Annotated in this window: 11 protein-coding genes; 5 read left to right on the forward strand and 6 right to left on the reverse strand. The window is 60.8% G+C overall.

Annotated elements, in window-relative coordinates:
* Position 1: 1 nt before the first annotated feature.
* From ACYZTZ_RS24180 to ACYZTZ_RS24190, 3 genes are all read right to left on the reverse strand, one after another.
* Positions 2-988: an ABC transporter substrate-binding protein gene (locus tag ACYZTZ_RS24180; protein WP_461999926.1), complete on the reverse strand. Its 987-nt coding sequence runs from the start codon at positions 986-988 to the stop codon at positions 2-4.
* Positions 989-1,372: 384 nt separating this feature from the next.
* A complete protein-coding gene (locus ACYZTZ_RS24185; protein ID WP_461999927.1) occupies positions 1,373-2,743 on the reverse strand; it encodes an aspartate aminotransferase family protein in 1,371 nt (456 codons plus the stop codon).
* 31 nt (positions 2,744-2,774) lie between these two features.
* Positions 2,775-4,268: an aldehyde dehydrogenase gene (locus ACYZTZ_RS24190; RefSeq protein WP_461999928.1), complete on the reverse strand. Its 1,494-nt coding sequence runs from the start codon at positions 4,266-4,268 to the stop codon at positions 2,775-2,777.
* 225 nt (positions 4,269-4,493) lie between these two features.
* Between ACYZTZ_RS24190 and ACYZTZ_RS24195 the strand changes: the two genes are divergently transcribed.
* Positions 4,494-5,408, forward strand: a complete 915-nt coding sequence (locus ACYZTZ_RS24195; RefSeq protein ID WP_046048823.1) for a LysR substrate-binding domain-containing protein — start codon at positions 4,494-4,496, stop codon at positions 5,406-5,408.
* A gap of 20 nt (positions 5,409-5,428) precedes the next feature.
* On the opposite strand, the gene hrpB is transcribed toward ACYZTZ_RS24195, so the two are convergent.
* A complete protein-coding gene (gene hrpB / locus ACYZTZ_RS24200) occupies positions 5,429-7,948 on the reverse strand; it encodes an ATP-dependent helicase HrpB (RefSeq protein ID WP_461999929.1) in 2,520 nt (839 codons plus the stop codon).
* A gap of 110 nt (positions 7,949-8,058) precedes the next feature.
* Here hrpB and ACYZTZ_RS24205 point away from each other — a divergent pair, with 110 nt between their 5' ends.
* A complete protein-coding gene (locus ACYZTZ_RS24205; protein WP_046056587.1) occupies positions 8,059-8,478 on the forward strand; it encodes a hypothetical protein in 420 nt (139 codons plus the stop codon).
* Positions 8,479-8,507: 29 nt separating this feature from the next.
* A complete protein-coding gene (locus ACYZTZ_RS24210) occupies positions 8,508-9,413 on the forward strand; it encodes a cation diffusion facilitator family transporter (protein WP_461999930.1) in 906 nt (301 codons plus the stop codon).
* On the opposite strand, the gene ACYZTZ_RS24215 is transcribed toward ACYZTZ_RS24210, so the two are convergent.
* On the reverse strand, positions 9,398-10,456 hold the full coding sequence (locus ACYZTZ_RS24215; protein WP_461999931.1) for a DUF6515 family protein: 1,059 nt from the start codon (positions 10,454-10,456) through the stop codon (positions 9,398-9,400). The two genes, ACYZTZ_RS24210 and ACYZTZ_RS24215, sit on opposite strands and share 16 nt — an antisense overlap.
* Positions 10,457-10,892: 436 nt before the next feature.
* Between ACYZTZ_RS24215 and ACYZTZ_RS24220 the strand changes: the two genes are divergently transcribed.
* Both ACYZTZ_RS24220 and ACYZTZ_RS24225 read left to right on the forward strand, forming a co-directional pair.
* Complete coding sequence (locus tag ACYZTZ_RS24220) at positions 10,893-11,372, forward strand: Lrp/AsnC family transcriptional regulator (RefSeq protein WP_007937367.1); 480 nt, start codon at positions 10,893-10,895, stop codon at positions 11,370-11,372.
* Positions 11,373-11,610: 238 nt separating this feature from the next.
* Entirely contained in the window at positions 11,611-11,820 is a 210-nt protein-coding gene (locus tag ACYZTZ_RS24225) for a DUF2788 domain-containing protein (RefSeq protein ID WP_007894445.1), read from the forward strand.
* Here ACYZTZ_RS24225 and ACYZTZ_RS24230 read toward each other — a convergent pair.
* A complete protein-coding gene (locus ACYZTZ_RS24230) occupies positions 11,815-12,456 on the reverse strand; it encodes a pseudouridine synthase (RefSeq protein ID WP_095130726.1) in 642 nt (213 codons plus the stop codon). The genes ACYZTZ_RS24225 and ACYZTZ_RS24230 overlap by 6 nt on opposite strands.
* Positions 12,457-12,615 lie beyond the last annotated feature (159 nt).

A 12,615-nucleotide genomic window follows, 5' to 3' on the forward strand; every position in this document is an offset into this window, starting at 1 on the left:
CCTAGAGCGGGCTGACGAAGCGGTTGTCGATCAGGTCGTCATTGCTGACGCTGTAAGGTTTGCCCTGCAATTCACTGGCGGTCTCGTTGGCCAGTTTGATCAGCGGTTCGCTGTCGCCCGGCTTGCCCGGCGAGCCGAGGAGTTTTTCACTCATGGCCTGATCGTAGAAGCGCACGCCTTGCGCGGCAGCGGCCAATTCCTTCGGATCGGCGAGGTAACCGCCGACGCCTTTGGCCATGATTTTGTAAGCTTCTTGCGGATGGTCCTTGGTGTACTGGACCGCCTTGTACAGACCGGCCACCAAGGCCTTGACGTCTTCCGGCTGTTTCTCGATGACTGTGCAGTTGAGCGCGACCACGTCGACAATCACTCCCGGCGTGCTACTGCTATCGATCAGCACCTTGCCTTGTTGCTTGCTGCGAACCATCGACAGGTGCGGTTCCCACGTCACCGCGGCTGGCACGCGACCGGCGATGAACGCGGTAGCGGCGTCGTCGGCCGTCATGTTCTGCACGGTGATGTCGCTCATTTTCATGCCGTGTTTTTTCAGCAGGTAAGACAGCCAGAACTGCGAAGTCGAACCTTCGTTCACCGCCACGGCTTTGCCTTTCAGCTCCTGCAGACTCTTGACGTCCTTGCCGACCAAAACACCGTCGCCACCATGGCTGTCGTCCAGTGCAGCTACAGCCTTGAAGCAGAATTGCGGACGGTATTTGAGCACTTCGTCGATGGTCGACGCCGAGCCCGACAACTCGCCCGAGGCTTGCGCGGCCATGTACATCGAAGCCTCTTCGACGACGGGTAATTCGACGGTCAAACCGTTTTCCTTGAAATAGCCCAGGTCCTGAGCCAGGTAGAGCGTGCCGTAACCGACCCACGTGGTGTGGCCGATAGAGAGGGTGCCGGCCTGGGCGCTGGTAGCGACCGTCGCGGCAATGGCGGTGACCGCCAGTGGATGTGCGAAGCGGGTAAGCAAGGACTTGATCATGGAGCACTCCCAAAGCTGTTGATTTAGTTTTGTCATGGGCAGTACGGCCAGCGGCCTTGGAGAAGTGCTGCCACCTGAGGTCTCTGATGGACCTTTCGGCGAGCAGCGTTTGGCTGACTGGCGAGGTCGATGTTGGCCCAAGGCGGGGATTAGGAAAATTAGGAAATATGTCGATGGGAGTGATGAAAAAACTGGGTAGCGCGCACTGCGAAAGGGCGCTGTGGACGGGGATGCCCGAGGTGGGTGCAAAAGCCTGGAGAGGTGTGGTGGATGTGCCATAGCAATCGCGAGCAGGCTCGCTCCCACACTGGATCTGTGTCGATCACAAATCCAATGTGGGAGCGAGCCTGCTCGCGATAAGGTCCGAAGGACCTTCCGGCAGCGTCAGAGCCGACCGTATTCCTGTGCCGTACGATCAACGGCTTTCAGAGTTTTGCCAACCAGCTCATCCACCTCTTCACGACTGGCAATCAACGCCGGCGCCATGATCATCCGTCCCAGTGTCGAGCGAATAATCACCCCCTCTTCAAAGCCAATCGTGCGGCAACGCCAGGCAATGTCGTTCTCGTTGGCAAAGCGCTTGCGACTGGTTTTGTCTTCAGCCAATTGCAACGCCGCCACCATGCCGACACCCTGAATATCGCCCACCAACGGGTGCTTGCCGAACACCTCGCGCAAGCACTGTTGCAGGTACGGCCCGATGTCATCCTTGACCCGCGCCACCACCCCTTCATCACGCAATGCCGTGAGGTTGGCGATGGCCACCGCCGCCGCCACCGGGTGCCCGGAATAGGTCAAGCCGTGGGCAAACACCCCGCCCTGCTCCACCAGTACCTGAGCCATTTTCTTCGACAAAATCAGACCGCCCATGGGGATGTAACCCGAGGTCAAACCCTTGGCGATCGACAGCGTGTCCGGCTCGAAACCGAAGTGCTCGTGGGCGAACCATTCGCCGGTCCGACCGAAGCCACCGATCACTTCGTCGGCGCACAACAGCACATCGTACTGGCGGCAGATCCGCTGAATTTCCGGCCAGTAACTCTCTGGTGGAAAGATCATCCCGCCCGCGCCCTGGAACGGTTCGGCGATGAACCCGGCGACCTTGTCCGCACCGAGTTCGAGAATCTTCGCTTCGAGTTGCTGCGCCGCCCGCAGGCCAAATTCAGCCGGGGTCAGGCTGCCCTCGTGGGCGAAAAAGTACGGCTCATCGATGTGTTCGATGTCGGGAATCATGCCGCCCATTTCGTGCATGAACTTCATGCCGCCGAGCGCCGTCGCCGCCAGCGTCGAGCCGTGATAACCGTTCCAGCGACCGATCATGATTTTCTTCTCGGGCTTGCCGAGGATCGTCCAGTAACGGCGCACGGTGCGGATCAGCACCTCGTTGGCCTCGGAGCCAGAGTTGGTGTAGATCGCGTGGCTGTAGTGCCCCGGCAACAGGCTGAACAGCAGCTCCGACAGCTCGATCACCTGCGGGTGGGTGGTGTGGAAAAACATGTTGTAGTACGGCAACTGCTCCAGCTGCCGAGTCGCCGCAGCAGCCAGATCCTTGCGGCCGTAACCGAGGTTGGTGCACCACAGCCCGGACATGCCGTCGAGGTAACGCCGACCATCGTTGTCCCACAGATGCAGACGCTCGCCACGGACCATCACCCGAGGCCCTTCATCGTTGAGCGCTTTTTGATCGACGAATGCGTGGATGTGGTGCGCAGCGTCGGCGGCCTGGTAGTCGCGGGTTTCACGTGGTGTGGTCATCGCCAGTTCTCCGTTTTGTTATTAGCGGCTGTTATGAGCGCAGCTGAAACCAGGTGGTCTTCAACTGGGTGTATTTATCGAATGAATGCAGTGAAAGGTCGCGGCCGAAACCGGATTGCTTTCCGCCGCCGAAAGGCACGGTCACGTCCAGCGCGTCGACACTGTTGACCGACACCGTGCCGGCTCGCAATTGCCGCGCCACGCGGTGGGCGCGATTGAGGTCGTCGGTCCACAGCGACGCGGCCAAACCGTAGACGCTGTCGTTGGCCAGCTGCAAGGCGTGTGCCTCGTCATCGAACGCCGTGACCGCCAGCACCGGGCCGAACACTTCATCGCGAAACAGCGGCATGTCCCGGCTCACGCCGGTGAAAATCGTCGGCTGAATGAAGTTGTCGGAGCCGTTGAAAATCGACTGTCGACCGCCACAAAGTTTCGTTGCGCCTTGGCGTTCGGCCTGTTGGATGAACTTCATGATGCGTGCGGTCTGGCGGCTGTCGACAATCGCCCCGGCGCGGCTCGACGGGTCCAGCGGGTCGCCCGGCTGCCAACGTTCGGCGTGTGCTTTGAGGCGCTCGACGAACTCGTCATGAATAGAACGCTGCACCAACAACCGCGAGTTGGCCGAGCAGACTTCACCTTGATTGAAGAAGATCCCGAACGCGGCTTTCTCGGCGGCGAGGTCAAGGTCCTGACAATCAGCGAACACCAGATTGGCGCTCTTGCCGCCGCACTCCAGCCACACCTGTTTCAGGTTGGATTGCGCGGAATACTGCATAAAATATTTGCCGACTTCGGTGGAGCCGGTGAACACCAGGCAATCGACGTCCGGGTGCAGACCGAGGGCTTTGCCGGTCTGCTCGCCGAGCCCCGGCAACACGTTCAACACGCCGGCTGGCAGGCCGGCTTCCAGCGCCAGCTCGGCCAGACGCAAGGCGGAAAACGGTGATTGCTCGGCGGGCTTGAGGATCACCGAATTACCCGCCGCCAACGCAGGTGCGAGTTTCCAGGCGGCCATGTCCAGCGGGAAATTCCATGGCACCACGGCAGCGACCACGCCCAGCGCTTCGCGGGTGATGGTCGCCAGCACGTTCTGCGCACTCGGCGCGATCTGGTCATAGAGTTTGTCGAGGCTTTCGGCGTACCAGCGAAACACCCCGGCGGCGCCCGGCACGTCGATGTTGTAGGCGTCCATCACCGGTTTGCCCATGTTCAGCGAATCGAGCAGCGCCAGTTCTTCACGGTGGGTCATGATCAGATCGGCCAAGCGCAACAGCACTTGCTTGCGCTCATTCGGCGAACGCGCCGACCAGGTGCCGGCCTCGAACACTTGCCGCGCATTGCGCACCGCGGCGTCCACCTCTTCATCGCCGCACGCGACCACGTTGGCCAGGCACTGGCCGGTGGCGGGGTTGATCGCGGCGAAGGTCTGCCCCGACTGCGCCGCGCGGGGTTTGCCGTCGATCACGGCTTGATCGGGAAACTGCAGCGCAGCGGCTTTGTTTTGCCAGAATGTAAGCTCGAACACGTTCAGATGCTCCTTGGGCTTTCTTGTGGATTGGATGGTGGCCCAGGCCTGTGTCCAGGAAAAATAGTAAAAATGTCTTCGCAGACCATGAAAAAACTGGGCAGCTAATCTCCCCGCTGGCGCGGTATGTGGTTATTGTTCAGGCATAACAACACCGTCGTCAGAACGGATGCAGTCGGCGCGAAAATTGCCTGGATGTCGAAATCATCCACCCCGAGGTTTGCCGTGGCTGCCTACAACCTGCGTCAATTGAAGTACTTCATCACCACCGTCGAATGCGGCAGCGTCGCCGAGGCCTCGCGCAAGCTGTACATCGCCCAACCGGCGATTTCCACGGCGATCAAAGGCCTGGAAGACAGCTTCGGCGTGCAACTGCTGATCCGTCATCACGCCCAGGGCGTGTCCTTGACCCCCAGCGGCGCACGCTTCTACCGCAAGGCACAGGAACTGTTGCGCATGGCCAAGGAGTTCGAACAGAACGCCCTCGCCGACAACGACGTGGTGGCCGGGCAAATCGATATCGGTTGCTTCGAAACGGTCGCGCCGCTGTACCTGCCGCAGTTGATTGCCGGGTTCTCGGCGCTGTATCCGGGGGTAAAAATCCGTATCCGCGACGGCGAACAGCAAGAGTTGGTGCAAGGCCTGACCTCGGGCACCTTCGACCTGGCGATCCTGTATGAACACGACCTCGACGCCACTATCCAGACCGAACCCTTGATGCCGGCGCAGCGACCTTATGCGCTGCTGCCGGCGGATCATCGCTTTGCTCAGCTGAAACAAGTGTCGCTGCGTGACCTGTGCCTGGAGCCGATGATTTTGCTGGACGTGCAACCGAGCAGGACCTACTTCGTCAGCCTGTTCGAAGAGTTGGGACTGACGCCGAACATTGCCTTCAGCTCACCGTCGATCGAGATGGTCCGGGGCATGGTCGGGCAAGGGTTCGGCTTCTCGATCCTGGTCACCCGGCCGCATTCGGAATGCACCTATGACGGCCAGAAAGTGGTGTGCGTGGACATCGTCGAAGACATCACCGGCTCAGGGCTGGTGGCGGCGTGGCTCAAGCGCGGGCAACTGACCAAACCGGCGCAGTTGTTTGCCGACTATTGCCGGGAACAATTGACCGCGAAAGCCGCCTCTTGAACATCAACGTCAAAAGATCTTCAGCTTTTACGGGGTTTGATTCGAGCGGTCGCCTCGGCCACCAGCGGGTCATCCGGCCAGTAGTGCTTCGGATACCGCCCCTTCAAATCCTTCTTCACCTCGGCATACGTGCTGCGCCAGAAGTTCGCCAGATCCTGGGTCACCTGCACCGGTCGCCGCGCCGGGGACAGCAAATGCAGTTTGACCACCTGCCGGCCACCGGCAATCCGCGGGGTTTCGGCCAGGCCGAACAGCTCCTGCAACCGCACCGCCAGAATCGGCGGCTGCTCGCTGTAATCCAGACGAATCGATGAACCCGATGGCACGCTCAAATGATGCGGCGCCAGCTCATCGAGCCGTTGCGGCAGTGGCCACGGCAACAGGTTATGGACGATGCTCGACAAGTCCAGATTACCGAAGTGACTGAGCCGCGAAACTTTGCCCAGATACGGCATCAACCAGTGTTCGAGACTTTTGAGCAATGCAGCATCGCTGACATCCGGCCATTCACTCTGATCTTTACTGCTGAGGTCCAGCTGTCGCAGCAACGCCACTCGCGCTTGCCACTGACGCAGCTCTGGAGTCCAGGGCAACAGCTCCAGACCTTTGCGGCGTACCAGGTTCACCAGCGCCTGACTGCGGGCGGTCTCATCGAGTCCGGTCAACGGCTCGCGGCTGAGGATCAATTCACCAACCTTACGCTGCCGCTCGGCGCGCAACACGCCTTCGCGCTCGTCCCAATCCAGTTGATCGACGTAGCGCACCTGTTCGGCCAACACTGAATCGAACAGCGCCGGATCGAAATCCGCCGCCAGATAAATGCGTTCTTCACGCTGGCCCTGACGACTGCCGAGATCGGCGATCACCAGCCACGGTTGCTTCATCAAACTGTCGGCTTCGGCGAAAAGCGCTGCGCGACCGTTGGCCAGGCGATACTCCGCGCCACCGGCACGACGCTGCTGGGCAACGCGGTCGGGATAGGCCAACGCCAGCAGTGCGCCGAGCCAGCGCGGATGATCCGGATCGCTGACCGGTTCCGACGCCTTGCCCCGCAGATAGCCGCGGTATTGCCGCGCCAGTTGCCGGGCACGTTGCACGCCACCCTGAGCGCCGCGTGCGGCCCGTTCTTCACCGGACAACAGCACCAATCGGCTGTGCAGATCCGCCCCGGCGCCACGCAAAATATCTCGCTCGCCGAGCAAGGCCGCGACATCGCAGGCCATGTCGGCCAAGCCGAGCGCCTGACCGCGCAACAGCAAATGCGCGATACGCGGATGCGCTGGCAGTTCGGCCATCGCCTGGCCGTGACGGGTCAGCGCTTCGCCGTCCAATGCGCCCAGGCGATCAAGCAAGTCCTGAGCCTGTGCATAAGCGGCCGCGGGCGGCACGTCGAGCCACACCAATTGCCCCGGTGTCACGCCCCAACGACCGAGTTGCAACGCTAATCCGGCAAGGTCCGCCGAGAGAATTTCCGCACTGGCATAGGCCGCCAGTTGCTCGTGCTGGTCTTGCGACCACAACCGATAACACACGCCCGGTTCCAGCCGCCCTGCCCGGCCCGCGCGCTGAGTGGCGCTGGCTTTGGAAATACGTTGAGTATCGAGGCGGGCCATGCCACTGCCCGGATCGAAACGCGGCACCCGCGCCAACCCGGCATCGATTACCACACGCACGCCGTTGATGGTCAGGCTGGTCTCGGCGATGTTGGTCGCCAGCACCACTTTGCGTTTGCCGGCGGGGGCCGGATCGATCGCGGCGCGCTGGGCGGCGAGGTCCAGTTCACCGTGCAATGGGCAGAGCAGAACCTGTGTGCTCTCACCCAGTGCATCGGCGAGTTGTTGATGCACCCGACGGATTTCCGCCTGCCCCGGCAGGAACACCAGCACACTGCCTGTTTCATCATTCAAGGCTTCGAGAATGGTCTGCACCAGACGCGGCTCGATGAATTCACCCGGTTGGAACGGTCGGCCCCAGCGCATCGCCACCGGGTACATGCGGCCTTCGCTGCGCAGGATCGGCGCATCATCGAGCAACCCGGCCAGGCGTTCGCCTTCCAGCGTTGCCGACATCAACAGGATTTTCAGCGGTTGATCGTCACGAAACAGCTCGCGGCCATTCAGGCTCAAGGCCAGCGCCAGATCGGCGTCGAGGCTGCGCTCGTGGAATTCGTCGAAGATCAGCAAACCTACGCCTTCGAGCGCCGGGTCGTCCTGCAAGCGTCGGGTCAGAATCCCTTCGGTGACCACTTCGATACGGGTTTTGGGGCCGACTTTGCTGTCGAGACGAATGCGATAGCCGACGGTTTCGCCGACCCTCTCGCCCAGCTCACTGGCCAGACGCTCCGCTGCTGCCCGCGCGGCCAAACGGCGCGGTTCGAGCATCAGAATGGTCTGCCCGGCCAACCAGGGCTCGTTGAGCAAGGCCAACGGCACGCGGGTGGTTTTACCGGCGCCGGGCGGTGCTTCGAGCACGGCTTCGTGGCGTGTAGCCAAGGCTTCACGCAGGGCGGGTAAAACTTCATCAATCGGCAAAGAAATCATGCTGGCTCCCAAACAGAGGGCCGAGTATAACGGCGAACTGCTTGTCGCTCGTTGCTGTCCTAATTCATATCGACGACGCTTCGTTTTCCAGATGACTCAGGAGATTTCATATGCGTGTTCCCTTTCGTTTGATTGGCGGTGTATTGGTCGCGACGTTGCTGACCCAGGTGACCGCTTGCGGATCGATTTTCTACCCTGACCGTCGCGGTCAGATTGACGGCAAGATCGACCCGGCCATCGCCGCGCTGGATGCCGTGGGCTTGCTGTTCTACATCATTCCCGGCCTGATCGCGTTCGCCGTGGACTTCGCCACCGGCGCGATTTACTTCGAGCCCGGCAAGACCGCCCAGGTGGCCCCGGAAAAACTCAAGGAAGCCATCGGCGCCGACGGCAAGGTCGATAACCACAAGTTGCAGACTATTCTCGAAACCGAACTGGGCCGCAGCTTCCCGCTGGATGACCCGCGCCTGATCCAGCACAAGGGCAGCGCCCAGCAACTGGCCATGTTCGGCCTGCAACCCGCCGCGTAATCCGTGCATAAGAAGGAACGACAGCACCTATGATCGCAAGCTCCGAACATGCCCGCCTGCTGCGGCTGGCGACCCGTGCCTCGGTGGCGGTGGCGTGCACGCTGATCGTCGCCAAAGCCATCGCCTGGTGGTTGAGCGGTTCGGTGAGCATGCTCGCCGGGCTGACCGACTCGGCCCTCGACGGCGTCACCTCGCTGCTCAACCTGCTCGCGGTGCATTACGCCTTGCGCCCGGCCGACGATGATCACCGTTACGGCCATGGCAAAGCCGAGTCGCTGGCGGGCATGGCTCAGGCGTTGTTCATTGGCGGCAGTGCGGTGCTGATTGCCTTGCAGGCGATCGATCGACTGAAACACCCGGAACCGGTGGGGGCGCCGTGGATCAGTATCGGGGTGATTGTGTTTTCCCTGGTGCTGACCCTGGCCCTGCTGATGTTGCAACATCGGGTCGTCAAGGCGACCGGTTCCAACGCGGTGCGCGCCGATTCCTTGCATTACCGTTCGGACCTGCTGCTCAACGGCAGCATTCTGGTGGCGCTGGTGCTCGCCGGGTTTGGCTGGCATCAGGTCGACCCTTGGTTCGGTTTGGGGATTGCCGTCTACATTCTCTGGAGCGCGATTCATATCGCCCGGGAAAGCTTTACAGTGCTGATGGATGAAGAACTGCCGTCAGACGTCAGCCAGCACATGCTCGAACTGGCCTGCAGCGTACCGGGAGTATTGGGGGCGCACGACCTGCGCACACGAATTTCCGGCAACCAGTGGTTCGTGCAGTTGCACCTGGAATTGCCGGGGGATTTGACCCTGTCAGTCGCTCACGGCATCAGCGACCAAGCCGCCGATGCCATTCATGCCGCGTACCCGCGAGCCGAAGTGCTGGTGCACGCCGACCCGCAGGAAGTGGTGCTGGCAGGCAAGTCTCAGAAAGAAACCTGATAGCCGCGACTGCTCAGGCAGTTGCCCTGGGCCTGTCGGTAGGCTTGTACCACCGACGGGTCCGGCTGGTAGGTGGCCGTTCGCGGATCGAAGCCACTCTGCTGCACCGCGTATTGATAGCACTCGTAACCGTCCTGATTGACCTGCTCTGGCGACTGACCGTTGGCCGGATAAGCCACCACGTCATAACCATTGCTGACCGGTTGCGGCTGCGGTTGCACGGGCGGCTCGACCACGACGTAATCCTGAGTGCTTTCCTGATAGGCGTAATAAGAACCGGCCGCCAGGAACAACAGCGCGCCACCGATCCACATTTCACGCGCGTAATCGGGCAAGTAGCTGACACGAATCCCGCGTGGCGGCTGTACCACCACATAACGCGGGCCTTGTGGGCGGTACCAGTAGCCGCCGGAGTAGAAGTAATCCTGGCCACGGTACGGCACACGGTAATCACGGTCCGGGAAGCGATCGATCACATGACCGGGACGGTACTGCGGGCCGGGACCCCAGCCATTGCCGTGCCCATCCGGGCGACCGGCCCAGCGATGGTCATCGGGACGCGGACCGTTGTTCTGCCAATGCTGGTTGTTATCGTTGCGCCGCGGCACGTCCTGATAGTAACCACGCTGCGGCTGCTGGGTCTGGCGCACGGTATCGGGCCGGCCCTGAATCGGCAGGTCATTGGCTGGCAACTGCGGAGGTGGGGGCGGCGAGCGAACCGGATTGTTGTAATCGTGCTGCGGCCGGGACTGGTTCTGCCACTGGCCGTTGTTCTGATTCTGGTCGTTGTGCTCGAACTGACGACTGTTGTCGCCACGAATGATTTCGTTATTCTGCGCACGCGGCTGGTTATTCTGCTGCGGATTGTTCTGCGGGCGCGGCTGATTATTTCCGCCATGGCCCTGATTGTTTCCCTGGTGGCCATCCGACCCGTGTTGACCGCCATCGGGGCCACGGGTTTGCGGCTCATCGGCCAGCGATTGCGCAGTGACACTGATACACAGCAAACCAACACCGGCCAAACGCCAGATGCGCGACTTCATGCTTTTCCTCACTGCGGGTTAGGGCCTGTACGTAAGACTGGGAAAGCACCGGCCGGTTCTGCAACAGGTTATCAGTCGCGAAACTTATTTATTGAGCGCCGTCGTCAAATTCCGGGCAAAAGAAAAGGGAGACCCGTCGGCCTCCCTTTAGAGAACTTCGTCCGTGCTCGACGCTTATGACGTCGGCTCACCTCACGCCGTCTTCTGGACAGTGTGTAGCTCGGGGGCCGACTCATCCCCGGTGGGGGTGGCGACCGCAGCTGGCCTGATTGGGCGAGCCGCACTGGACTGTTTGTCCGAGCAGTGATTCTGGTGATAAGAATAGGCTCGCGGCGCCGGCAGAGGATTGCGAAGATTGCTCAAATAAACATCACTTGCGCAATTTTTAACCCTGGATAGATAATCCACCGCAATAGTTATGACAAAGGCCTGATTGATGAGCAAACTCGACCGATACGACCTGAGCATTTTGGCGGAATTGCAGCGTGACGCGCGCATCTCCAATCAGGAGTTGGCCGAACGCATCGGCCTGTCGCCTTCGCCTTGCTCGCGCCGGGTCAAGCAACTGGAAGACGACGGTTACATCTCCCGCCAGGTGGCCCTGCTGGACCGCAAGATGCTCGGTTTGAGCCTGACGGCTTACGTATTGATCGGCATGGACCGGCATACGCCAGAGCGGTTCGAGAACTTCGAAGCGGCGATTCGTACGTTGCCGCAGGTGCTGGAATGCAGCCTGGTGACCGGGATGGATGCCGACTATCAGCTCAAGGTCGTCGTGCCGGACATGGATCATTATCAGAAATTGCTGCTGGGACACCTCACCCGGATTGAAGGGGTGACGAGTGTGCGGTCGAGTTTTGTGTTGAATCAGGTGCTCAACAGCACTGAACTGCCCCTCACTCACTTGCGCAGCTGAGACCCGCTTCTGGTAGGAGCTGTCGAGTGAAACGAGGCTGCGATCTTTTGATCTTGCTCTTTAAAAACAACATCAAAAGATCGCAGCCTCGTTTCACTCGACAGCTCCTACACAGCGCCTACAAGGGTAGGGCCGGGCGACGAATAGCTGCGACACGCTGCCGCAGGTCAATACTTCGCCAATCGCCCATGACGTATACTCCAGCGCCTTTTAGCCCCGCCCGCGCTGGAGATGCCTGATGGATCCTGCAGTACTCGAAGAGTGGATGATGACCGGACTGGTCAGCATCCTGATCATTTTCATGGGTTTCATCGTCTGGGATCTGGCGAAGAAATCCAAGGCCGGCCGCTTTGGCTCGTTCATCCTGTTCTTCGTACTCGGCCTGGGCGTGGCCGCGTTCGTGATCAAAAGTGTGGTCATCGGCCTGATCGAATCCGGCACGTTATAAACGCGCCGGCACTTCCTTCCACTGGCCCTGATCGAGCCCTTCGATCGACCAGTCGCCGATTTTGACCCGCACCAGACGCAACGTCGGCAAGCCGACCGCTGCGGTCATGCGCCGCACCTGACGGTTACGCCCTTCGCGAATCACCAGCTCCAGCCAACTGGTCGGCACACTTTTGCGAAAGCGCACCGGCGGGTTGCGTGGCCACAGTTCAGGTTCTTCAAGCTGTCGCGCTTCAGCCGGTAGCGTCATGCCGTCATTCAGTTCGACGCCATCGCGCAATCGCTGCAATTGCTCAGCACTCGGCTCGCCTTCCACCTGCACCCAATAGGTCTTCGCCAGTTTGTGTTTAGGGTCGGCGATCCGCGCCTGAAGCTGGCCGTCGTTGGTCAGCAGCAGCAAACCTTCGCTGTCGCGGTCCAGCCGTCCTGCCGGGTAAATCCCAGGAATCTCGATGTAATCCTTGAGTGTCGCCCGCCCTTCGCCGTCGCTGAATTGCGTCAGCACATCAAAAGGCTTGTTGAACAGAATCAGCTTCGGCTCGGCCGGCGGCGCTTTGGCGACACGGCGCGGGGCTGAGGACGATGGCGCAGGCTTCACGCCAGGGCGGCGGGAAACGGGACGTTGAGGACGAGACATGGGAAAAGGAACATCTAACGGTCAGGGCTGCTAATGCTAGGGCGTGCCATCGATTATTTCCACCGTCGCGTTGTCGCCTTAAAGCGGGCCAGGCAAGGCGCAGGCCGCTGGGAATGGTCGCTCCCTTTCCAAGGCCTGCAACGCAGCCTGGCCCGCTTT

The sequence above is a fragment of the Pseudomonas sp. LB3P58 genome (assembly GCF_054897895.1).